Here is a 20,756-nt window from a genome sequence, read left to right as displayed (position 1 = left end):
GCGGCCCCGCCCGCCGGTCAGGGAGGTGCGGACGGGAACCACTTTGTTCCTACAACATACAAAACAACCCCGCCCAGCGCCACCCAGCCCAGAAACGGGGGAACGGGACCGGCCAGAGGTTCGAGGTTTTTCGCCCCCTCCGCCCCTACCCGTCCCGTACCTGGGGCTCCGCCCCAGACCCCGCTCCTCAATCGCCGGAGGGGCTGAACTTTTGCCGGCCGGGGCTGGAGTGGTCACCATCGCGGACCCGCGGTCGGGATCCGACCGGAGGGGACGTGCCGGTACATCGATGGCCGTCGCCACTAACGGTCACTTCTCTGCCCGACAGCGGCGGCATGATGCACCGGCACGGCCCCGACCCACCCACCGGCGGAACCCGGCCCGTGACGCCCAGCACAGCGAGCCAGCACAGCACCCCCGCGACAGCCAGCGCAGCGCACCAGCAAGGGATCAGCCCGCCACAGCCTCGTAAATGCTCCAGACCCCCAGCCCCAGCATCAGCACAGCCGCCACCTTCGTGATCAACGACAACGGCACCCGCTTCATCAGCGCCTTGCCCCCCACGATCCCCAGCCCCGCCACAGCCCACAGCCCCAGCACCGCACCGAGCCCCACCGACAGCGGATCGTCGTACCGCGCAGCGAGGTTCGCCGTCATGATCTGCGTCAGGTCACCGAACTCGGCGACGAGGATCAGCATGAAGCCCGCCCCGGACACCTTCCAGAACGTCTGGTTCGCCGGCTTGCGGACCTCTTCCTCGTCCTCGCCCTTCTTCATCAGCAGCACCGCGGCCCCGCCGAGGAACAGCACACCGGTGACGGCGTGCACGATCTGCTGCGGCAGCAACGTCAGCACACTGCCCGCGGCGACGGCGAGCGTCACATGCACGGCGAAGGCGGCGGCGACACCGACGAAGACGTACGAGGCGCGGTAGCGGGTGCCGAGGACGAGGCCGGCGAGCGCGGTCTTGTCCGGCAGCTCGGCAAGGAAGACGACACCGAAGACGAGCGCCATCACGCTGAAGCTGATCAAAATCCCTCAATCGGTCGGGCCGCCCCGCCGAGAGTGTTGCGATTGCGCGTGCTGTGACTGCGCGACACCTCGGCACGGCAGCACACAGCAACACCCGCGCCGGACGGCGCGGGCACAAGGACCCACACCGGAAAGGCCCGGCAGGGCAAGTGCACTGCTTGCCGAAGGTCTCGCTGGCCGGCCTCGCGATCGAGACCTGCCTCCGGGCGCCGGCTCAGACGAGCTGAGCAGTATGTCGACGGTCCGGCGAAGAGCTACTCCCCTTCTGCGCCGTCCATAGTACGCGACCCGCGAGGCGGCCCCCAGGGCCGAAGGTCCCCCGGCCCGGCCGTCCGGGCGCCCGAGAAAGTTCTGCCATGAACCTTGTCATGTCATGAACGCGTCATTATTTTCTAACCGCGCACTTACCTCACGGCAACACGACGCCGCGAGCATTCGTTCGCCCGCACCGCAACACCCCCACACCACAAGGGAGTTCGCATGCCCAAGGTCTACGCGCGTCGACGGCTGAGCATACTCGCAGGCATCACGGGTCTGATAGCCATGGCCGGAGTTTTCAACGGCCCGACCGCCTCCGCCGCCCTCCCCACCCCGGTCAGCGCGGCCACCGCCCGCACCTACCTGGCGTCCCTCACCGTCGCGACCGAGAACCGCACCGGCTACTCCCGCGACCTGTTCCCGACCTGGATCACGATCAGCGGGACCTGCAACACCCGCGAGTACATCCTCAAGCGCGACGGCTCGGGCGTCACCACCGACTCCGCCTGTGTGGCCACCAGCGGCAGCTGGTACTCCGTCTACGACGGCGCCACCTGGACCGCCGCCTCCGACGTCGACATCGACCACCTCGTCCCGCTCGCCGAGGCATGGGACTCCGGGGCCAGCGCCTGGACCACCGCTCAGCGCCAGGCCTTCGCCAACGACGTGACCCGTCCCCAGCTCCTCGCCGTCACGGACAACGTCAACCAGTCCAAGGGCGACAAGGACCCGGCCGAGTGGATGCCCTCGCGCACCGCGTACGCCTGCACCTACGTCCGCGCCTGGGTCCAGGTGAAGTACTACTACAACCTCAAGGTCGACTCCGCTGAGAAGACCAAGCTGAGCTCGGTCCTCGCCGGCTGCTGACCCGCACTCCCGGCACAGACCGGCGGCCCGCAGGCCGCCAGGGTTCCGGACACCGTCCCCCCACGGTGTTTCCACGGTCTCCGGAACCTCCCCACAGGCCTCCGTCGTTCCGTACCGTACGGGGCGACGGAGGAGGGGGATCACCATGGCCGAGCTGCGCCTGGGACCGCTGCTGAGGTACGTGGACGGCTCGTCGGCGACCTTCTGGGTCGAGGCGAGCCGTCCGTGCACCGCCGAGGTGCGCTGCGCGGACGGCACCCGCGGACAGGCCCGCACCTTCCAGGTGGCGGGCCATCACTACGCGCTGGTGCCGGTGGACGGCCTGACACCGGGCACCACCACTTCGTACGAGCTCCTGCTGGACGGCACGACCGTGTGGCCGCTGCCCGACTCGCGCTTTCCCCCCTCGGTCGTCCGCACCCCCGGCAGCGACGACGACGCCGTCCGCGTCACCTTCGGCTCCTGCCGCTGGGCGTCGCCGCCCGCGGACGAGAAGGACCCGGTGGGACCGGACGCGCTGGACACCCTCGCCGCCCGCATCGCCTCGGCCCCGGACGCCGAACGCCCGGACGTGCTCCTGCTGTTGGGCGACCAGGTGTACGCGGACGAGGTCTCCCGGGCGACCCGCGCGTGGATCGCCGCGCGCCGGGGACTCGCCGACCCCCCGGGCCACCAGGTCGCGGACTACGAGGAGTACACCCGCCTCTACTACGAATCCTGGCTCGACCCCGAGATCCGCTGGCTCCTGTCGACCGTGCCGAGCTGCATGATCTTCGACGACCACGACGTCATCGACGACTGGAACACCAGCGCGTCCTGGCTGGCGGAGATCCGGGCGACGCCCTGGTGGCGCGAGCGCGTGCTCAGCGGACTGATGTCCTACTGGGTCCACCAGCACCTCGGCAACCTCTCCCCCGCCGAGCTCTCCGCGGACCTGCTGTACGCGGCCGTATGCGAGACGCCCGACGGCACGGACGTGCTGCGCGCCTTCGCCGCGCAGGCCGACGCCGACCCGGCCTCGGTCCGCTGGAGCTACCGCCGCGACTTCGGCCGGACCCGTGTCCTGATGCTCGACACCCGCGCGGCCCGCGTCCTGGACGAGAAGAACCGCGCGATGCTCGATCCCGGGGAGGCGGCCTGGCTGCGCGAGCAGGCCCTGGAGGCGCCGGAATCCCGGGACCACCTGCTCATAGGCACGTCACTGCCCTGGCTGCTGCCCCCGCTGATCCATCAGGTGGAGACCTGGGACGCCGCCCTGTGCCGGGGAGATCGGGGCAGGCGCTGGGCGCGGTTCGGCGAACGGCTGCGCCGAGCCGCCGACCTGGAGCACTGGGCGGCGTTCCCCGAGTCGTTCGGGGAGCTGTCGGAGCTGATCGCCGAGGCCGGCTCCGGCGAGCGGGCACCGGCGACCGTGTGCGTGCTGTCGGGGGACGTGCACCACGCCTATGTCGCCGATCCCGTCTGGACCGACCCCGCCCGGCAGCCCTCCGCCCGGGTCCTCCAGCTGACCTGCTCCCCCGTCCACAACGCCATCCCGCTCACCGTGCGGCTCGGCTTCCGCTTCGGCTGGAGCCGCCCGGCCCGGATGCTCGGCACCTTCCTCGCCCGGCACGGCGGTTGCGGCCGGCCCTCGGTCGACTGGCGCAAAACCGGCGGCCCTTGGTTCGGCAATCAGCTCATGACCCTTACCCTGCACGGCCGTTCGGCCACGCTGCGCCTCGAACAGGCGCGGCAGACGCGCGGCGGCGGCATCGGCCACGCGGCCGGAGGCGCCCGGCTGACGACGGTCGCGGAGTCCCGGATCACCCCGGAATAGGTTCATTCCCCGCGGTCACCGGCGCCGTCGCGCGTACCGGAGCGTGCGGGAATGTGAACGTGATGTGACCGACACATACGTCCCCGGAGGATCTTCCGCCCCATCTGCGGCGTACGCTGTGGGGCGGTCACAGACCGCACGCCGCTCCGTCGCGAGGCGCGGCAGGGTCGGGCTCACGGGGTGGTCGGGGGAGAGTTTCGGTGCTGGAGAGTGTGGGGTCGCTGACAGGCAGCCCATGGATCTACGCGGTGATCGCCGTGTCCATCGTTCTCGACGTGTTCCTGCCCGTCCTGCCGAGTGGAGTCCTGGTCATCACGGCCGCGACGGCCGCGGCGGGCTCCGCCACGGCGACCGGCGACGTCCCGCACGCCGTGCCCGACATCCTCGTCCTCACTCTCTGCGCGGCCACGGCCTCGGTCCTCGGCGACCTGGTGGCGTACCGCCTCGCCTGGCGGGGCGGCGACTGGCTGGAACGCGTCGTCGCCCGGTCCCGCCGCCTGACCCGGGCGCAGGAACGTCTCGGCCAGGTTCTGGCGAGCGGCGGCGGCGCCCGCGGCGTGCTCGTGGTCGTCGCCCGCTTCGCGCCGGCCGGGCGCTCGGTCGTGTCGCTCGGCGCGGGCGCCGCGCACCGCCGGGTCCGCGAGTTCCTGCCCTGGTCGGTCCTCGCCGGCCTGGCGTGGGCCGTTTACAGCGTGTCCCTCGGCTACTTCGGCGGCCAGTGGCTCGGCGCGACCTGGCTCACGGCGGCCGTCTCGGTCGGGGCCCTGTTCATCGCCGGTGCGGGCGCGGCCTACGTCGTACGCCGTCCCGCGGTACGGGAGCAGCGGACCGGCGCCTGAGCCCCGCCGGCCCAAGAGCGCACGGGACATGCACGCGGGCACCCGGCGCAGGGCACAGGGACGTACAGGCGTCGTACGGGCACTCTCACGTACGGGCCTACTGGCACCCCACGTACCGGCACGCCACGGACCCCGCGCCGGGCCTGGCCGTCCGGTCGGTCATCCGGCGCGCTGGGCCGCCGCCCCGCGTACCTCCAGGTGGTCCAGCAGTTCGGCCGTGGCCGCCGCGACCGCCTCGACGGCGCGGTCGAAGACCTCTCGGTTGTGGGCGGCCGGGGCGCGGAATCCGGACACCTTGCGGACGTACTGCAGAGCGGCGGCGCGGATCTCCTCCTCGGTCGCTTCCTCGGGGATCGCGGGCGGGCGGAGTGTCTTGATGCTGCGGCACATGGGTCCAGTCTCGCGCGTCCGGCGCCGTCGTGGTCACCGCTCGCGAAACGCGGCCCGTCCGGGCCGGGAATAGTGCCGCCGGTTCGCCGGATTGAGCAGAACATGACCTCAGTGGAGATCACCTACGTCGGCGGCCCCACCGCCGTCATCGCGATCGGCGGCCTGCGGCTCCTGACCGACCCGACCTTCGACGCTCCCGGCGAGTACCCCCTCGGCTCACGGAAGCTGGTGAAGACCACCGGCCCCGCCCTCCCGGCCGAGAAGATCGGCCCGGTGGACGCCGTCCTGCTCTCGCACGACCAGCACCCCGACAACCTGGACGCGTCCGGGCGCGAGTACCTCCGGAGCGCCCCAGTGACCCTGTCGACGGCATCGGCGTACGAACGGATCGGCGCACCCGTACGCGCCCTCGGCCCCTGGGAGTCCGCCGAACTGGCGCGCCCGGACGGCGGAGCGCTGCGCGTGACGGCCGTTCCGGCGCAGCACGGGCCCGACGGCTCGCTGCCCCTCGTGGGCGAGGTGACCGGCTTCGTGCTGTCCGGGGAGGGGCTGCCCAAGGTGTACGTGAGCGGCGACAACGCCTCCCTGGACGTCGTACGGGAGATCGCGGACCGTGAGGGCCCCTTCGAGGTGGCCGTGCTGTTCGCGGGCGCGGCGCGCACCCCGCTGGTGCCGGACGCCCCGCTCACCCTGACCAGTAAGGACGCGGCGCGGGCCGCGGAGATCCTCGGCGCCGTCCGGGTGGTCCCTCTGCACTTCGAGCACTGGGGTCACTTCACGCAGGACGGTTCGACCCTGACGAAGGCGTTCGCGCAGGCGGGTCTCACGGACCGGCTGCGACTGCTGGAGCCCGGGGCCTCGGTGCGGGTGCCATAGCGGCCCAGGTACGGGTGCCGTAACGGCCCGCGCGACCCCGTGTACACAACACCCCAGTGATTGCTTGGAGTTCGGCAAGCCTCTCCGAGGATTGACTCGGATTGCCGTGACTTGTGACCATCTCCGGGGCCCGTACGGGGTCCTGTGGAGAGGAGCGAGGATCTATGGCGAACGACGCGCTGACGGTGGCCGTGCTGGGTCCGGGAGGGGTCGGCGGACTGCTCGCGGCACTCCTGTCCCGCGCCGGTCACCGGGTCATCTGCCTCGCCGGGGAGGAGACCGCGGGGAAGCTGGCCGCCGACGGCATCGAGGTGCGCAGCGCCCACTTCGGCGACTTCACGGCGCGGGTGGCGGCGGACACCGAACTGCGCGAGCCGGCCGACGTGTGCTTGATCGCGGTCAAGGCGACGGCCCTGGACGCCGCCCTGGAGCGCCTTCCGGCGAAGGCCCTGGGCGAGGAGGGACTGGTCGTCCCGCTTCTGAACGGTGTGGAGCACCCGGCGCTGCTGCGCGAGCGCTACCGCTCCGAGCAGGTGGCCCCCGCGGTGATCCGCGTGGAGTCGACGCGGATCGCCCCGGGGGTGATCGAGCACGGCAGCCCGTTCGCCGAACTCGACCTGACCGCCGACACGGCACCCCGGGCGCGGCTGGAGGCGTTCGCCGGGGCCCTGGAATGGGCCGGGCTGCGCGCCCGGGTCCAGGACGGCGAGTCGGCGACGCTCTGGGCGAAGATGGCGTTCCTCGCACCGTTCGCCCTGCTGACGACGCGGTACGGGGTGCCGGTGGGCGACGTACGCACGTTGCACCGCGAGGAGTTGACCGCACTCGTCGAGGAGACGGCCGCGGTGGGCCGCGCGTGCGGAGCCGCCACCGATCCGTCGGCCGCCCTCGCCCGTTACGACGCCTTCCCCGCGGGCACCAAGTCCTCGATGCAGCGGGACGCCGAGGCCGGTCGCACCCTCGAACTCGACGCGATCGGCGGCGCGTTGCTGCGCGCGGCGGAGCGGACCGGGGTGCCGGTCCCGGTGGCGGGCGAACTGGTCGGACGCCTGACGCCGCACGCCGACACGGACGCCGACGGCTGACGGCTGACGGCTGACGGCTGACGGCTGACCTTCCGGAGCGGGGGCGAACCGCCCAGCGGTGTACGGGTGTTACGGGACCGGTGTCGGCGCCGGTCCCCCCTGCACCGCGCCGATGCCAGTCCCTCCGCAGTCGTCCCGGCGTCAGTCCCCCGCTGGCCTCCCGGTGTCCGAGCAGTGGCGGGCCACCGTGTCGGCGAAGGCGTGCGCCGCCGGTGACAGGGCGTCCCAGCGGCGGACGGCCCAGCCGACCGCGAGGGGCGGCAGGGCCGGTACGGGGAGGAAGCGCAGGCGGGGATGTCCGGGCCCGGGCAGGCCCGGCAGGGCGGGGACGACGGCGTGGCCGAGGCCGAGTTCGGCGAGCAGGATCGCGGTGTCCCAGTCGGCGACACTGGTGTCGGACAAGCCCGCCGGTATGCCCAACTCCCGGTAGGCGGAGTCGAGATGGGCACGCGAGGTGGACCGCTCGGGAAGTCCCACGATCCGCAGTCCGGCCAGTTCCTCCGCCTCGATCCTTTCCCGCGCGGCCAGTTCGTCGTCGGCGTGCACGGCGAGCACCCAGGGGAGTTCGGCGACGGCCCGCTGCTCGACCCCGCGCACGGGAGGGCCGAGGGTGACCCAGGCGAGGTCGAGTCCGTGGTCGGCGAGCGCGTCGAAGCAGCCCCGGCTGGAGTTCTCGGTCTGGAACTCCAGGCTGACCTTGGGATACCGCCCCCGGAACTCGACCACGGCCTCGGCCATGAAGTGCCGCACGGTGGTGCCGCCGGTGGCGATCCGCACCGTACCGCCGCCTCCGCGCGCCAGTTCGTCGAGCCCGCGCAGCGCGAGGTCGAGCCCGGCGATGCCGTCGGCGGCGGCACGTTCGAGGATCCGCCCGGCGCGGGTGGGCACCACGCCCCGGGCCTGCCGCTCGACGAGCCCGAGCCCGACCTCGCGTTCCAGCCGCCGTACGTGCTGGCTCACCGCCGACTGGGTGCAGCCCAGTTCCCGGGCCACGGCGCTCAGGCTTCCGGCCCGGCAGACAGCGACGAACACGCGAAGATCATCCAGGGTCACGGCCCCAAGGTACCGGCGGGCCGCATGAGTTGACCGGTCAGACCCGGGTCTTGTCGAGCAGCTCGACGATCTCCTCGGTCGTGCCGGTCTCGCCGAGGCGGGGGAAGATCCGCTCGACGCTGTTGCGGTGCGTCTCGGGGTCGAGGTCGGACATGGCGTCGGTGGCGAGGGTGACGTGGTAGCCGTGCTCGTGGGCGGCGCGTGCCGAGGACTCGACGCCGATACTGGTGGCGATGCCGGCCAGCACGATCTGGGTGATCCCACGGCGGCGCAGGTGCAGGTCGAGGTCGGTTCCGTAGAAGGCGCCCCAGTTCCGCTTGGTCACGGTGATGTCCTCGGGGTGCCCGGCCAGTTCGTCGACGATGACGTCCCAGCCCTCGGGGAAGCTGCGGGCGCGGCTCGGGCCGTCGATCCGGCCGCGTACGGCGTCGGCACCGTCGGCGGCGGCGGTGACCCGGACGAGGACGACCGGGAGGTCGTGGCCGCGGAAGGCGTCGGCGAGCCGGACGGCGCGCTCCACGACGTCGGCGCCGGTGTTCGGGGCGACGGCCGGGTTGCCGACGATGCCGTTCTGAAGGTCGATGATGACGAGCGCGGTGCGGGGGTCGAGCGTGGTGACTGCCATGGTCAGGCCTTTCGGGGGGTGAGTTCGCGAAGGGATCGGTCGGTGAGGGTCGCCGCCAGGAGCAGTACGGCTCCGGCGAGCATGAAGAGGGCCAGGTGGTGCAGGCCGCCGGTGTCGGCGCCGTGCGGGAAGAAGGCGGCGTCGGCGGCGGAGGCGGCCATCGCGCCGAGGTACATGAAGGTGCGCAGCAGCCCGGCCGCGGAGGCGATCCGAGCGGGGTCGGCCTGCCGGTACAGGGCATTTTGATTGGCCAGGCCATTGAGACCCTGCGGAACGCCCATGACGGCGCCGACGCCGGCCAGGACCCAGATCGCGCTGCCCGCGCCCAGGGTCAGCATCGCCAGGCACCCGGCGATCTGGACGAGACTCCCGGCCACGAGCTTGCCGCGGACCGCCTCACGCCGTCCGGTCGCACCGGAGACGACGAGACCGCTCAACGACAGGGGCAGCAGGACCAGTCCGGCGCCGGCCGCGTGCAGGCCGCGCCCCTCCTCCAGCCACTGCGTGAACCCGTAGAGGAAGGCGTAGGCGGTGGTGTAGCTGAGGAACTGGCGCAGGAAGGTGGCCAGCATCGGCCCGTTGCCGCCGAGCACCCGCAGGTCGATGAACGGGGCCGGGACGCGGAGTTCCCACCGAGCGAACGCGGCCCCGGCGGCGAGGGCGACCACCGGCAGGTACCAGTCGGCGGCCCGCGGTCGCATCAGGAACAGCATCAGCGAGACGAGCAGGGCGGTGAACAGGGCCATGCCGACGAGGTCGACACCGCGCGCGCCGGACGCGCCGGACGCACCGGACGCCGACGGTTCGGACGACTCCGTGCCGGCGGGGTGGGCCGTCGCCGCGGTCGCCGCCGTGGCCGTCACCGTCGTCGTCGCCTTCGCGTGAGCGGGGTGGGCCGTCGCCGCGGGCTTGGCGGTCTTCGGCAGCCGCAGGGCTCCGAGGACCAGACAGGCCAGGGACAGGGGTACGTTGACGAGGAAAATGGTGCGCCAGCCGCCGGCGCCGATGAGCAGGCCACCCAGAGTGGGGCCGACCACGGCGACGGTCTGCGCGGAGACGGCGAGCGCGGTCAGCACCCCGGCCGGGCTGCTCCGCCCGGTGCGTTCGGCCTCGCTGCGGGTCAGGTGCATCGCGGCGGGGTACGCGGCCGAGGTGCCGAATCCGAGCAGCACCCGGGCGGCGACGAGCGCGCCGAGGTTCGGGGAGAGGGCGCCGAGAAGTCCGGCGACGCCGACCAGGGCCGTACCGACGAGATACAGGCGGCGGGGCCCGTACAGGTCGACGAGCCGTCCGATGACGGGCTGCCCCACGGCGGTGGCGAGATAGAGCCCGGAGACCAGCCACGCGGTCTCCGCCGGGGACGCGCCGAGCGCCCTGCCGATCGGCACCAGCGCCACGGCGATCATGGAGGAGTTGACGGGGTTCAGTACCGACCCGAGGACCATCGGGGCGATCAGTCGGCGGTCGAAGCGGTCGGGCGGGCGGTGCCGGGTGGGGGTGAGCCGGTGCCGGAGCCAGTCGCGGAGCGTGGGTATCACGACCGGGTGAGCCGTTCCAGCAGCGCCATCGCCGCGATGACGGTCTGCCGCTCTTCCTCCGTGCAGCGCTCCTCGAAGGCTCGGGCGAGCCATTCCGAACGGGCCTGCCGGGTGCCTTCGACCCGCTCGCGCCCGGCGTCCGTGAGCGTCACGAGCTGACGCCGGCCGTCCCCGGGGTCGGGGTTGCGCTGGATGAGCCCGAACTGGTCGAGCGCCGCGAGCGTGGCGGCCATCGACTGCGGGCGCACGCCCTCGACCGCCGCCAGCGCACTGGCCGTGGCGGCCCCGCTCTTGCTCACCAGGGTGAGCGCGGAGATCTGGGAGGGCGTGAGGTCCTGGGCCGGGGCCCGCGTCGCATCCTGCGTCGGCTCCTGTGCCGAATCCTGTGCCGGATCCCGCGTCTCGGACACCTCGCGGATCCGCCGCCTGAGCAGGCTGAACGCGACGCGCAGATCCTGCGCGGCACGCGCCGCGGAATCCGAGACGCCCACGTCGTTGGGCCGGTCGCCGCTCTGATCCATACCGTCACCGTAGATCGACCAGTCGAAACTGTCCAGTTCAAACTGTGCAGTCTTACCTGACGAATATCACACCCGGCGCGTCACCCCTGGCGCATCACCCCGCCCCACCGGGCGGTGGGGCCCACCCCCCTATCCGTACGCCCGTTCGGAACACTCGTTCGCGTGAAGTCCCGGAAGGAACTCGCACCACAAAATCGAACAGGCGTACCATTGCCGTGTGGCTGCGACCTATGACTTTCCAAGTGACCTCCTCGCCGGTCAGGAGGAGCTGCACCAGGTCCGGGCCGAGCTGCTGGCCCTGCTGAAACGACTCCCCTGGTCGGTGGAGCCGCTGGACGGCTTCAGTGACACCGGCGGCTGGCGCAAGGTGGAGCGCCCGGCCTCCCCCGGCTGGACCGACGACGAACAGGCCGAGGTCGAGAAGCTCCGCCGCCGCGAGCGCGAGCTCACCGTGTTCGTCTCGGGCCACCGCTACTGGTCGGAGGTGGCCCCTCCGGACAAGGTCGACGCCCGGATGCTCCTGAAACACACGCGCGACGCCCCGTCCTGAGCGACGCGGGCGAGCGGCTCCCCGTCGGGAGTGTGGACCATGTCCGCGTGGGTATGGAGAGGCGCGATCTCGGTTACGACGTGGACGCCTAATGGGCAGATCATGGCCTGCCAAGGAGAGCCGGCACAGCCGGGGCGGGGCCCGGCCCCGGCACAGCCGGAACCGGGCCCGTTCTCGTCCTTGTCCTCGCCCCTGTCCTCGTCAACGCCCGCGGCGGGATCAGTGCTTGCCGTTGTCCACGATGACCGGCGTGCCGTTCGAGTCCGTACCGCACGGCACCGCGTACACGGGGTTGGCCTTCGCGGCTTCCTTGTAGGCCTCGAGGCACTGGTTGTACAGCACCTTGTCGTTCAGCGACCGTTCGATGATCTTGTTGGCGCGGGCGATGCCCTCCGCCTCGATCCGCTTGCGCTCCGCCTCCGCCTTGGCCGTACGGGCCGCCTCGGTGGCCCGCTCGGTGGCCTGCTCCTGCTGGATCTTCTTGTCGATCTGGTCCTGCAGCTTCTCCGAGGGCTTCACATTGCGCAGGTTGACGGAGGTGACGTCGATGCCGCGCGGCGCCAGGCGCTCCTTGACGAGGGCGGCGATCTCCGAGCTGATCTGCTCGCGGGCGGACGCGTAGCCCTCCTCGCTGGTGTGCTTCGCGAAGACGTTGCGGATGATCTCGCGGCTGTCCGGCAGCACCAGCCGTTCCTCGACGGCGTCCTCGCTGCCCGCCAGCCGGTACAGCTCGACCGCCTCGGCCGGCACCACGGCCCACTTGATGGTGACGTCCGCGTAGAGCACACCGCCCTGCGAGGAACGGACCTCGACCACGTCCTTGCCGTTGAGGTCGAGGTCCACCGGACGGGTGGAGAACGACGTGACGTCGGTGAACGGCGACTTGAAGTGGATACCCGAGTTCAGCGGCGTACCGGTCTTGCCGAAGGTCACTGGCACCCCGACCTCGGAAGCGCTCACGACATGGACGCAGGCGAAGACGCCCGCCAGCAGGCCCGCCACGACGCTGAGCGCGGCCCCGAGCATCCAGCCGCCCGAGGGAGTGCGGCCGCGCCCGACAAGAAAGAGCACCACCGCGGTTATGAGCAGCAAAATGGACAGCACGAGCACAGGTATCCCCCTTGGAAACGTTTCCGCGCCGCCTGGGGCGCGGTCCCGGGCGCATGGTAGCGATCTCCAGTGACGGGCCCCACACGCCGCACAAGAACCACAGGTGTACGGGCCGTTCAGATGCCGGACCGTTCAAGAACGCGGACGTCGTGGGGAGTTGCCGCGGTTGCGGTACCGGTTGCGGTCCTCCCTCTCGAGGCGGGCGGATCACGGATAGGTCGACCGCGGATGGGTCGACCGCGGATGGGGCAACAAGAGCATGACCATCCGCACGCCGCATCGGCCGACCGTTCCGGGAGTCACGACATGTCGCACCGCGCCCTTGCCTGGCTGAGCATCGCCTGCGTCGCCGCGCTCCTCCCCGTCGCCGCCTGCACGCCGGGGCACACCGATGCCGAGCGGTCCACCAGGCCCGCGCGCCCGTCCGGTCCCGGCTCGGCGAAGACGACCACCCCGCCCGGCGCCACCCGGTTACCCGCGCAGAAACCACCGGCTCTGGACGCCGACGAAACCCTCGCGGGCCGCCAGAACGTGACCAGCGGGAATGCCAGTTTCGAGTTCAGGGAGGGCAAGAAGAACGACGCGCTCATCGTCGCGGTCAATTGCCGGGGCACGGGAAGGATCAAGGTCGCGGTGCAGTCCGTTCACGTTTCCTTCCCGCTGGACTGCGTCGCCGACAAGGTGAACACCACGTACAACCAGCTGGCGGTCAAGGGCACGGACCACAGCGGAGTCGTATCCGTCCAGGCACCGTCCGGCGTGCGCTGGTCCGTGACCATAGGCAGGGGCACACCGACCCAGGAAGAAGTACCCGGAACCGACTCCCACCCGACCACGTGAGCGACACGGAAGCCGTCCGGATTAGTGGCCGACTTGGCGTGGCTCGCTATTTCGACACCGGCAGCGTCGCCCAGCGGGTGACCGGCCATACGACGACGAAGGCACGGCCGATGACTTGGTCCTCGGAGATGGTGCCACCGCCGGGCCGGTCCTGGTGGTAACGGGAGTCCGAAGAATCCTGGCGGTGATCACCCATCACCCAGATCCTCCCCTTGGGCACCTTGATCGGCCCGAATGGTCTGTCACCGCAAGGGGTGTTGCCGGGGTAGACGAACGGATCGTCCAGAGCCTTCCCGTTGACCTTCACCGGGCCGTCCCCGGAGCATTCCACGGTGTCGCCACCCACCGCGATCACCCGCTTGATCAGGTCCTTCTCGTCCGTGGACGGCATCAGGCCGACGAAGCTCAATGCCTTCTGCACCACATTGGGTTCCTTGGCCTTCTCAGGGAGCCAGCCACCCGGGTCACGGAAGACCACGACCTCCCCGCGCTGCGGCTTCGACCCGAACCACGGCGTCAACTTGTCGACCAGCACACGGTCGCCAGGCTGCAACGTGTTCTGCATCGAGTCCGACGGGATCGAGAACGCCTGCACGAAGAACGTCTTGATGACCAACGCGAGCACCAGCGCGATGCCGACGAGGATGGGCAACTCCTTCCAGAGGGAGCGCCCCTTCCGCCGACCCTCGCCCGTCTCGTCGCCGTCGGGATCGTCGTCCCCGGCCATCGCCCCCGCGCCGGCGGCAAGACCCTTCACAACCACGCCCCCACCCCTGCGCCCGAATCCGAGCGCAGCACGTCCAAACTGATCCCCCGTGTGCACAGAACACCGGGCCTACCCCTGTCACAACGAACGCGAGTTCCCGGATTGCCGGCGCTCTTCAACCCCCACACCCACCGCCGACAGGAAATGGACCCTGACCAGGCAGTTCGGTCAGGGTCCCCTTCTGACAGAGTCGAATCTCGGTAGGCGGCGCCACGCACGGAGCCCTGGATGCCTAATTGCGGCGTGCCCCGCGCCCCTCGGCCCTCAACCTCGGCCCTACTCCAGGGTCTTCGCAGCCCTACTCCAGGGTCGCCGCAGCATTGCGGATGACATCAAGGACAGCATCGGGCTGAGAGAGCATCGGGACATGGCTGCTGTCGAGGCTGACGGTCGTGGCCTTCATCCGCTCGGCGGAAGCGCGCTCCCGGTCCGGGTTCACCGTGCGGTCCTGGTTGCCCACGATGAACCAGCTCGGCTTCGCCCGCCAGGCATTGCCGGGTACCTGCTGGTCGAAGAGGTCCGCGACCGGCGCGCTGGCGGTAGCCAGCACGACCTTTTGATCCTCCGGCGACAGGTCGCCGCAGAAGTCGCCGATGCCCGCCTCCGTGAGGTAGATGCGATTGTCGGCGACTTCCAGGTGCTCGAAAACCGGCGTACTGGGGAACGCGGCCAGGTGCTGCTGCGAGGTCTCGTCGTCGTCCGGGGCAAGGGCGCAGATGTACACCAGGGCGCCCACGCGGTCGTGCACACCCGCCTTGGTGATCAGCGTGCCGCCGTAGGAGTGGCCCACGAGCACGACCGGGCCGGGCACGTGGTTGATCGCGCGGGTCACGCAGTCGACGTCGCCCGCGAGCGAGTCAAGCCCGTGCTGCGACGCGAAGACCTCGCGACCCTCGGCCTGGAGTGCGGGGATGAGCTTCGCGAAGCACGAGCCATCGGCCCACAGCCCGTGGGCCAGCACGATGCCGGCTTTTCCCGCCATGAGTGCCTCCTCTAGCACTACGCCGCTACCTGCAGCGGAGATTCACACCATTTGGCCCCTTTTATTCAACCCTAGGTGAGAACCACAGGCGCTGCTCGCCCACCACAAGGTTCAGCCCCCTCGAGGGACCTGCCCCCTGCCTCACCCACCACGCACCCCAGCTGCCATCCCGCCTGCCACCGGCCCACACCGTGAGGGGCCGGACGACGTCCGCGAAGGAACGCGCATGCCCAGCCGCGTACGAGGTCACCTGCTCAACCAGAGGGCCTTGCCCTTGTCTCGACGCGAACTCTCGGCAGGTAGGTGATGAACAGTTCGCGGGCCGCGCACAGTTGAAGTACGAGCTGGTCGGTCGTGAGCGACAATGCCCGCACGGTGATGAGGGGGCGGCGTGGATCGGGTTACTACGAAGCCGTATTGGAGGGGACTGGCTGTCTTTCTGGCCGTCGCTGCGCTGGGGTCGGCGGCTCTCTCGCTCCTGACCTCGATGTGCCTCATGGGCTTGCCCCACGGCTGGGAATTTTCCTGGTGGGCGCGGACGGTTTCGAACCGCCGACATCCGCCTTGTAAACCTGGTGGTCGGGGCTATTGAGGGTGCGCAGGTCAGAGCGGCTCTGCGGAGTCCCCAGCTCGGCCAGTCATCGCGACCGCGGCGCCCCATTGTTGACCGTGGCTGACCGCTTGATGTGGCACGGTTGTGGCACGCCTACACGATCTGGTGTCCGCGCGGTGCTCACCAAAGCGTGTCAGAGTTCAGCACTAGGCTCCCGCGCATGACCTCCCCTTCAGCCTCTGGTCCCGCACAACTCAGACAGGAGTCTCTCGACGAGCCGAGCGCCACGGAGGAGAACGACGATGCGCTGATCGAGAAGCTGCGTGCTCGGGCGTGCGATCCTGGCCGGCGATTCGACACGGCTGACGTTCCCGCTCTGTGGATATCCGAGCGCTATGGCGGCGCGCGATTGGAGCAGCGCCGGGACGTCATCAGGTCGTACTGCAGCGATGGGACGGTACAACTCAAGTCTGACGTCGAGGAGGTCGCTGTCTACTACGCGGACGCTCCCCGCGGCCCACTGTTCCCGCCGATCTCCATGGCGGATCTCGACAAGGCAGAACACAGAATCGGACGCCGCCTCCCCGAGCTTCTACGGCGCGTGTACACCGAGGTCGCTAACGGAGGCTTCGGCCCCGACAGCGGTCTTGCCTCAATGACCGACGGTAACCGGGCTCCTGGGCACCTGATCGACTGGCCAAGCGCGGTCAGCATCCATGAGCACAACCGTGGGCGTGGAGTGCCGGCGTCGTGGCTGCACCTCGCCTTTGGTGGCTGCACGATGGAGTGGCACCTCTCCCTCACCGCGGTCGGCAACCCGGTGCTGCTCTACGACGCTGACGGTTGGGTTCCCGGCTGGGGCGAAGGCGCTCACGACGGCCTGAGACACGCATCGGCCTCATTGCGCAGTTGGCTATGGACCTGGGCGGATGGCAGAGACGTCTGGGATGAGGCACTCAACCGGTGAAGCCTGCTTGCGAGGGTGTGAAGACGAGCGCCTTGCCGCGACGACTGGGCACGCCGCTGGATTGATGCACGGTGCCAATTCGGGGTAGGTGGGCACGGTTTCGAACCGCCGACATCTGCCTTGTAAGTTCGATTCATGGAGCACGTGGGCTGCTTGGGTCCGTGCTGGCCGAGTGAAACAGCATCCAGCTTTGGACGCGCGGATCTGTGGTCGTCTGACGACGTTGATGTCAACTGGTGATGTCAGAGCCAGTCGAGTTGGGCCACCTCGGACGCTCTGGAGCTCTGGAGCTCTGGAGCTCTGCTGCATACCGCGTCTGGGCATGTAGCTCAGCAATGGAGTGGCGGACCGATGACGGTCTGACCAATCTGCTCGGCGAGCCAGGACGCGTGGCGTTCCTCGTATCCGGTGCCGTTTCTGCGGCGCACGTGCACGAGGACAGTGTGCCCCTCGATGCGCTCGTCCAGCTCACGTGTGGCGGCGTTGAAAAGCACGGATACCTCGGCATGCTTGAAGTCCGCGTCCAGGCCGGCTTCAGGAACCTCCGGCCATTCCAGAAAGTCCCAGAGGATTTCCGCCACGTGCCCGGCTGCTACGGCCGTGAACCTGTCCTCGATGCTTCCGACCGGTTGATCCAGCATTGATGCCCAGAGCGGAAGATGCGCCGACCAGAGAGCGGGATCGGTGGAGAGCTGGGGCGCCTGGATTGTGTGGTGCAGCCCGGTTGGGTCGTTTGGGTCTTGGGCCCAGTCCGCAAGGTCTTCCCTCCTGAGCCAGGCGTCGGGCAGCGCCTTCCTGGCGTGGAGTACGTCCTCGACAGTGCGGAGTTCGACGTCCACATGTACCCGTGAGTACTGCTGAATACCCACCGCGAGTAGTTGGCGTGCTACTCGGAGCGCTGACGCAGGATCGTTGGTGCGGAAGATGGGATAGGCGACGTCGACAGACATGCGCGCACCCTGCCACACCGAGCCCCGATCGCCCACGGGACCCCCTCGATGCGAACCATGGGCATGGTGGTCGCTGAGGTCTGCCAGGCACGCCAGACGGTCGCTCAAGCCCGCTGGCGGTCGGGGCTGGTCGCGGTGGTTGCTGTACTTCGCTGCGGTACAGCAACCGCCTGGGCCTTGCTCATCCATGTAGCGGCAAGCTCGCTTCGTCGTCGCTCATCGCGGTGTAGACGGTGAGGCAGGATGCGACGACATCAACCTCCGAAGGCCCTGCGATCCGGAGCCGCACCAACTCGGGGAGATCGGCAGAGCGGTCGATGAGACCGATGGCATCGTCAGGCCATGGGTGTGGCAGCCGCGGGAGGCAATCCACCAAGATCTCGTCGATGAAGGAGCCCTGGGCCGCGATCGAATCTCCCGTCTCAACGTGGTGCAGATAGGTAAGCGAGATCACGACGTCTGGCTTGTGCGGACCCTCCCTGAGGAAGACATCCACACAATCGCCGTCGTCCACAGCCCCGAACGAGACCCGTTCGACGAAGTAGCTCGCGCAGGGGGCGAGCATGCGGGCTGCTCTCAGGCAGCGGTTCTTGACGGCATCCTCCGCCTCGACTGCGTCGCTCATGGCGCGAGGCTAGGGCTCACTGCTGGCCGCGTCGACTCCTCCAGCCCGGAGGCGCGGCGCGAGCGGGTGGACCTGTCGGCCAGCCTGCGGACGGTGATTCCGGGAAGCCCCGCTTTAGGAGCGAGGTTGGGCGATCACGTGCGTGACCTGCATATTCGTATCGTGGGTAGAGTCTAGGAAGACTCACCCCTGGGGACCCGGGTTCCCCGTGAGTCCCTGTCCGTTCTGGCACGAGAGTGGCACGAGCACCTTCTACGAATAACCCGGGTTCCCGGCCGACAGGCTCCAATGAGGTGACAATGGAAGGCAAGACCGAGACCGCCTGCCGGATCTGCGGATACGACGACGGAACCGTTCTGTATGACAAGTACGGCTGCGCCCTATTCGTCATTTGCCCGTGCTGCCACAGCGAGGCCGGTGTCGAGGGTTGCAGGCTGTCAGGGGCCCGGGAGGCGCGCAAGCTTTGGCTGGCTAGTGGCGGCAAGTGGCACTCGCCCGAGTGCACGCCGACCGGTTGGGACCTCGACAAGCAGCTCGCGAACATTCCCGCTGCGTGGCGGTGATCCGACAGGCCAGCAGATCAATGGGCGAGTCCAGCGGTACACGGTCTTGAAAACCGTCGTGGCGCGAGTCACCGTGGGTTCAAATCCCACACCCACCGCAGGTGAACGGCCCCTGACCAGGGAACTTGGTCAGGGGCCGACACATTGACCGCTGCCCGTGGGTGGCCGCTGTTCCCCGAGGTTCCCCGTTGGATCGGGCACGTCTGGGGCACGGCTTCCTGTATCTGAGCGCTCCTCGATGAGTCAGTGGCAGTAGAGGCGGTCGCTGGCGGTCCTTCATCCGGACGCGGCGTTTCGGCAATCAGTTTGGATGGCTGTGCCTAAAGCACTCCGCAGTGAACGCGCGCTTGCCGGCCGGGTCCCCATCGTGGCCGATGAAGCACTGGTGGAGTGGTGACCTGCGTCGGTGCGGCGTGTCGCGGTTTCCCGCGAAATCCTGTGGAGTCTCGGCGGCCGGAAGTGGTTGGGTCCTGCTCAATGCTTCGCTGACACGGCCCGGCACATGCGAGGCGCAAGGTCCGAATCGCAGGCGCGGTCTGGCCCGCGTGTCGTCGAGTGATGGAGGTATCGCAGTGGCTGGTTATGGGGCGCTCTCCGACGTGTACGAGTGGCTGATCGGGGACGACAGGCTGACCCCCGCCAACGCAGCCGCGGTCTACTACAGCGATGTCGTGGGCTCTCTGCCGCCCAACGCGCGCGTCCTCGACTGCGCGTGTGGAACCGGCCAGCTCGCCGTCGGTCTCGCGAGTCTTGGCCTCGACGTGGTCGCCGCAGACGCCAGCGATGGGATGGTTCGCCGGACCAAGAAGGTCGCCAGTGAGCGGGGCGTCTCGCTTCGAGCCCTCCGCGCGAGCTGGGACGAGCTGCCCGACCACCTGGAGGACTCCACGTTCGATCTGGTGTTCTGCGTCGGCAACTCGCTCGGGCACGCCGAGGGCGCAGCCGGGCGCCTGACCGCACTGGAAGCGATGTCGCGGCTGCTGAATCCGGGCGGACGCCTCGTGCTCCACTCACGCAACTGGGAGCTCGTGCGCTCCGCCGGTTCACGGGTAGACGTCCGCGATCGACTCATCCGCCGCAACGACCGCGATGCGGTCGTCAGCTACTACTGGCAGATCGAGCAGCGCTGGGAGCAGGAACACTTTCTCGAGATCGTGGTCGCCCAGATCGAGCCGGATGGGGCAGTGCGAGCCTGCTCGGAGCGGTTGTCCATCTGGCCCTACCGGTACGAGGACCTCGTGGCGCAGTTGCGGAGCGTCGGGCTCATGGTGCAGTCCACCACCTTCGACCCCGAGAGCGATGGATACCTGGTGGTCGCCAGCCGCGACCCGGCGCGAGGCGCGTCTGAGCCAGCGCGCTGATCCGTTGTTGTCGTTGCCGACCTGCCGACTCGCGACAGCCCACCACTACCCCCGGCTCCCATCCCGTCTGCCGTCGACCCACACACCGTGGAGCGGGTGTGGTTCAGGGCGTCAAGGTGGAGCGCCCTGCCGGACGAACGACCTTGACGCCCTGGGCCGCGACTGCTCGGCTCTGCCTGGGTCGACGGCAGACGGGATGGGAGCACCTCGCGCACGCCACACTCGGCCGGCACACGCGAACGGCGCCCCCGCCATCTCGGAGCCTGAGCGCCCCCGCCGGAGGCATGCTTGGACCGTTGCCGCGTTACTGCGATGCTCGACTCATGGCCACCGGCCCTATCCACATGTGGGCGCGCGTCGGCGCAGCGCGGGCGGAGCGGGCCGAAGGCAGGAGCGGCGCCCGCGGCGGAACCGGGAGCGCGCCCGGCGGAGCGGAGCGCAGCCGGGGCTTGATGAAGTAGAGAAAGTTCTATCCCGCTGGGACGAGGCGCTTCTGTCCGATCCCGGGTGATGCTTGACAGTTCGATCCCAGCTGATGGTTGACGGTGGCCGTGATCGGCTTTTCTGTGCGTGTCGTTGCGGCGCGTGT

Annotated in this window: 21 protein-coding genes and 1 tRNA gene; 11 read left to right on the top strand and 11 right to left on the bottom strand. The window is 69.7% G+C overall.

Annotated features, from left to right (window positions below; genetic code table 11):
* Positions 1 to 450: 450 nt before the first annotated feature.
* Positions 451 to 1,032: a TMEM165/GDT1 family protein gene (locus ACFYYF_RS22845; protein ID WP_388778511.1), complete on the bottom strand. Its 582-nt coding sequence runs from the start codon at positions 1,030 to 1,032 to the stop codon at positions 451 to 453.
* A 480-nt stretch (positions 1,033 to 1,512) separates the two neighbouring features.
* Between ACFYYF_RS22845 and ACFYYF_RS22840 the strand changes: the two genes are divergently transcribed.
* The 3 genes from ACFYYF_RS22840 (at position 1,513) to ACFYYF_RS22830 (ending at position 4,812) form a co-directional block, all read left to right on the top strand.
* Positions 1,513 to 2,157: an HNH endonuclease family protein gene (locus tag ACFYYF_RS22840; protein ID WP_388778509.1), complete on the top strand. Its 645-nt coding sequence runs from the start codon at positions 1,513 to 1,515 to the stop codon at positions 2,155 to 2,157.
* Positions 2,158 to 2,302: 145 nt separating this feature from the next.
* Positions 2,303 to 3,973, top strand: coding sequence for an alkaline phosphatase D family protein (locus tag ACFYYF_RS22835; RefSeq protein ID WP_388778506.1), 1,671 nt, complete (start codon positions 2,303 to 2,305; stop codon positions 3,971 to 3,973).
* A gap of 200 nt (positions 3,974 to 4,173) precedes the next feature.
* The gene (locus ACFYYF_RS22830) at positions 4,174 to 4,812 is read left to right on the top strand and encodes a VTT domain-containing protein (protein ID WP_361677931.1); all 639 of its coding nucleotides are present in this window, start codon (positions 4,174 to 4,176) and stop codon (positions 4,810 to 4,812) included.
* A 159-nt stretch (positions 4,813 to 4,971) separates the two neighbouring features.
* Here ACFYYF_RS22830 and ACFYYF_RS22825 read toward each other — a convergent pair whose 3' ends face one another.
* A complete protein-coding gene (locus ACFYYF_RS22825) occupies positions 4,972 to 5,202 on the bottom strand; it encodes a DUF2277 domain-containing protein (RefSeq protein WP_329299418.1) in 231 nt (76 codons plus the stop codon).
* 102 nt (positions 5,203 to 5,304) lie between these two features.
* On the opposite strand from ACFYYF_RS22825, the gene ACFYYF_RS22820 reads away from it, so the two are divergent.
* Positions 5,305 to 6,078, top strand: coding sequence for an MBL fold metallo-hydrolase (locus tag ACFYYF_RS22820; protein WP_388778503.1), 774 nt, complete (start codon positions 5,305 to 5,307; stop codon positions 6,076 to 6,078).
* A gap of 164 nt (positions 6,079 to 6,242) precedes the next feature.
* Positions 6,243 to 7,163: a ketopantoate reductase family protein gene (locus tag ACFYYF_RS22815; RefSeq protein ID WP_388778500.1), complete on the top strand. Its 921-nt coding sequence runs from the start codon at positions 6,243 to 6,245 to the stop codon at positions 7,161 to 7,163.
* 141 nt (positions 7,164 to 7,304) lie between these two features.
* Here ACFYYF_RS22815 and ACFYYF_RS22810 read toward each other — a convergent pair whose 3' ends face one another.
* The 4 genes from ACFYYF_RS22810 to ACFYYF_RS22795 are packed head-to-tail and all read right to left on the bottom strand — an operon-like array spanning position 7,305 to position 10,900.
* On the bottom strand, positions 7,305 to 8,216 hold the full coding sequence (locus tag ACFYYF_RS22810; protein ID WP_388778497.1) for a LysR family transcriptional regulator: 912 nt from the start codon (positions 8,214 to 8,216) through the stop codon (positions 7,305 to 7,307).
* Positions 8,217 to 8,253: 37 nt separating this feature from the next.
* The gene (locus tag ACFYYF_RS22805) at positions 8,254 to 8,841 is read right to left on the bottom strand and encodes a hydrolase (RefSeq protein ID WP_388778494.1); all 588 of its coding nucleotides are present in this window, start codon (positions 8,839 to 8,841) and stop codon (positions 8,254 to 8,256) included.
* A 2-nt stretch (positions 8,842 to 8,843) separates the two neighbouring features.
* The gene (locus ACFYYF_RS22800) at positions 8,844 to 10,379 is read right to left on the bottom strand and encodes an MFS transporter (protein WP_388778491.1); all 1,536 of its coding nucleotides are present in this window, start codon (positions 10,377 to 10,379) and stop codon (positions 8,844 to 8,846) included.
* Positions 10,376 to 10,900, bottom strand: coding sequence for a MarR family transcriptional regulator (locus ACFYYF_RS22795; RefSeq protein WP_388778488.1), 525 nt, complete (start codon positions 10,898 to 10,900; stop codon positions 10,376 to 10,378). Before ACFYYF_RS22795 ends, ACFYYF_RS22800 begins: the two co-directional genes overlap by 4 nt.
* 217 nt (positions 10,901 to 11,117) lie before the next feature.
* On the opposite strand from ACFYYF_RS22795, the gene ACFYYF_RS22790 reads away from it, so the two are divergent.
* Positions 11,118 to 11,450, top strand: a complete 333-nt coding sequence (locus tag ACFYYF_RS22790; protein ID WP_361677913.1) for a hypothetical protein — start codon at positions 11,118 to 11,120, stop codon at positions 11,448 to 11,450.
* Positions 11,451 to 11,669: 219 nt separating this feature from the next.
* Here ACFYYF_RS22790 and ACFYYF_RS22785 read toward each other — a convergent pair whose 3' ends face one another.
* Complete coding sequence (locus ACFYYF_RS22785; protein ID WP_388778484.1) at positions 11,670 to 12,554, bottom strand: prohibitin family protein; 885 nt, start codon at positions 12,552 to 12,554, stop codon at positions 11,670 to 11,672.
* Positions 12,555 to 12,866: 312 nt separating this feature from the next.
* Between ACFYYF_RS22785 and ACFYYF_RS22780 the strand changes: the two genes are divergently transcribed.
* The gene (locus tag ACFYYF_RS22780) at positions 12,867 to 13,400 is read left to right on the top strand and encodes a hypothetical protein (RefSeq protein WP_388778482.1); all 534 of its coding nucleotides are present in this window, start codon (positions 12,867 to 12,869) and stop codon (positions 13,398 to 13,400) included.
* A 46-nt stretch (positions 13,401 to 13,446) separates the two neighbouring features.
* Here ACFYYF_RS22780 and lepB read toward each other — a convergent pair whose 3' ends face one another.
* Positions 13,447 to 14,127, bottom strand: a complete 681-nt coding sequence (gene lepB, locus ACFYYF_RS22775) for a signal peptidase I (RefSeq protein WP_388778479.1) — start codon at positions 14,125 to 14,127, stop codon at positions 13,447 to 13,449.
* 337 nt (positions 14,128 to 14,464) lie between these two features.
* Positions 14,465 to 15,148: an alpha/beta fold hydrolase gene (locus tag ACFYYF_RS22770; protein WP_388778476.1), complete on the bottom strand. Its 684-nt coding sequence runs from the start codon at positions 15,146 to 15,148 to the stop codon at positions 14,465 to 14,467.
* A gap of 773 nt (positions 15,149 to 15,921) precedes the next feature.
* On the opposite strand from ACFYYF_RS22770, the gene ACFYYF_RS22765 reads away from it, so the two are divergent.
* Positions 15,922 to 16,668 carry a hypothetical protein gene (locus ACFYYF_RS22765; RefSeq protein ID WP_388778473.1) on the top strand — a complete coding sequence of 249 codons (747 nt, stop codon included), beginning with the start codon at positions 15,922 to 15,924 and terminating at the stop codon, positions 16,666 to 16,668.
* A gap of 329 nt (positions 16,669 to 16,997) precedes the next feature.
* Here the strand turns inward: ACFYYF_RS22765 and ACFYYF_RS22760 are convergent, their stop codons facing one another.
* Positions 16,998 to 17,618, bottom strand: a complete 621-nt coding sequence (locus tag ACFYYF_RS22760) for a hypothetical protein (RefSeq protein WP_388778471.1) — start codon at positions 17,616 to 17,618, stop codon at positions 16,998 to 17,000.
* A gap of 181 nt (positions 17,619 to 17,799) precedes the next feature.
* The gene (locus ACFYYF_RS22755; RefSeq protein ID WP_388778468.1) at positions 17,800 to 18,243 is read right to left on the bottom strand and encodes a hypothetical protein; all 444 of its coding nucleotides are present in this window, start codon (positions 18,241 to 18,243) and stop codon (positions 17,800 to 17,802) included.
* 299 nt (positions 18,244 to 18,542) lie between these two features.
* On the opposite strand from ACFYYF_RS22755, the gene ACFYYF_RS22750 reads away from it, so the two are divergent.
* The 3 genes from ACFYYF_RS22750 (at position 18,543) to ACFYYF_RS22740 (ending at position 20,167) form a co-directional block, all read left to right on the top strand.
* A complete protein-coding gene (locus ACFYYF_RS22750) occupies positions 18,543 to 18,806 on the top strand; it encodes a hypothetical protein (protein ID WP_388778466.1) in 264 nt (87 codons plus the stop codon).
* A gap of 27 nt (positions 18,807 to 18,833) precedes the next feature.
* Positions 18,834 to 18,901, top strand: a tRNA-OTHER gene (locus ACFYYF_RS22745).
* Between the two features lie 477 nt (positions 18,902 to 19,378).
* Entirely contained in the window at positions 19,379 to 20,167 is a 789-nt protein-coding gene (locus ACFYYF_RS22740) for a class I SAM-dependent methyltransferase (RefSeq protein WP_388778463.1), read from the top strand.
* The last annotated feature ends 589 nt before the right edge of the window (positions 20,168 to 20,756 follow it).

The sequence above is a fragment of the Streptomyces sp. NPDC001914 genome (genome assembly GCF_042891215.1).
Classification (GTDB): Bacteria; Actinomycetota; Actinomycetes; order Streptomycetales; family Streptomycetaceae; genus Streptomyces.
The sequence above is the reverse complement of the archived record's forward strand: the minus strand, read 5'-3'. Positions and strand labels throughout refer to the sequence as shown.

Excerpts from the sequence above, each read along its gene's own strand:
- ACFYYF_RS22840 (WP_388778509.1), top strand. The coding sequence starts at position 1,513 with ATGCCCAAGGTCTACGCGCGTCGACGGCTGAGCATACTCGCAGGCATC.
- ACFYYF_RS22835 (WP_388778506.1), top strand. The coding sequence starts at position 2,303 with ATGGCCGAGCTGCGCCTGGGACCGCTGCTGAGGTACGTGGACGGCTCG.
- ACFYYF_RS22825 (WP_329299418.1), bottom strand. The coding sequence starts at position 5,202 with ATGTGCCGCAGCATCAAGACACTCCGCCCGCCCGCGATCCCCGAGGAA.
- ACFYYF_RS22820 (WP_388778503.1), top strand. The coding sequence starts at position 5,305 with ATGACCTCAGTGGAGATCACCTACGTCGGCGGCCCCACCGCCGTCATC.
- ACFYYF_RS22815 (WP_388778500.1), top strand. The coding sequence starts at position 6,243 with ATGGCGAACGACGCGCTGACGGTGGCCGTGCTGGGTCCGGGAGGGGTC.
- ACFYYF_RS22805 (WP_388778494.1), bottom strand. The coding sequence starts at position 8,841 with ATGGCAGTCACCACGCTCGACCCCCGCACCGCGCTCGTCATCATCGAC.
- ACFYYF_RS22795 (WP_388778488.1), bottom strand. The coding sequence starts at position 10,900 with ATGGATCAGAGCGGCGACCGGCCCAACGACGTGGGCGTCTCGGATTCC.
- ACFYYF_RS22780 (WP_388778482.1), top strand. The coding sequence starts at position 12,867 with ATGTCGCACCGCGCCCTTGCCTGGCTGAGCATCGCCTGCGTCGCCGCG.
- lepB (WP_388778479.1), bottom strand. The coding sequence starts at position 14,127 with ATGGCCGGGGACGACGATCCCGACGGCGACGAGACGGGCGAGGGTCGG.
- ACFYYF_RS22770 (WP_388778476.1), bottom strand. The coding sequence starts at position 15,148 with ATGGCGGGAAAAGCCGGCATCGTGCTGGCCCACGGGCTGTGGGCCGAT.
- ACFYYF_RS22765 (WP_388778473.1), top strand. The coding sequence starts at position 15,922 with ATGACCTCCCCTTCAGCCTCTGGTCCCGCACAACTCAGACAGGAGTCT.
- ACFYYF_RS22760 (WP_388778471.1), bottom strand. The coding sequence starts at position 17,618 with ATGTCTGTCGACGTCGCCTATCCCATCTTCCGCACCAACGATCCTGCG.
- ACFYYF_RS22755 (WP_388778468.1), bottom strand. The coding sequence starts at position 18,243 with ATGAGCGACGCAGTCGAGGCGGAGGATGCCGTCAAGAACCGCTGCCTG.
- ACFYYF_RS22750 (WP_388778466.1), top strand. The coding sequence starts at position 18,543 with ATGGAAGGCAAGACCGAGACCGCCTGCCGGATCTGCGGATACGACGAC.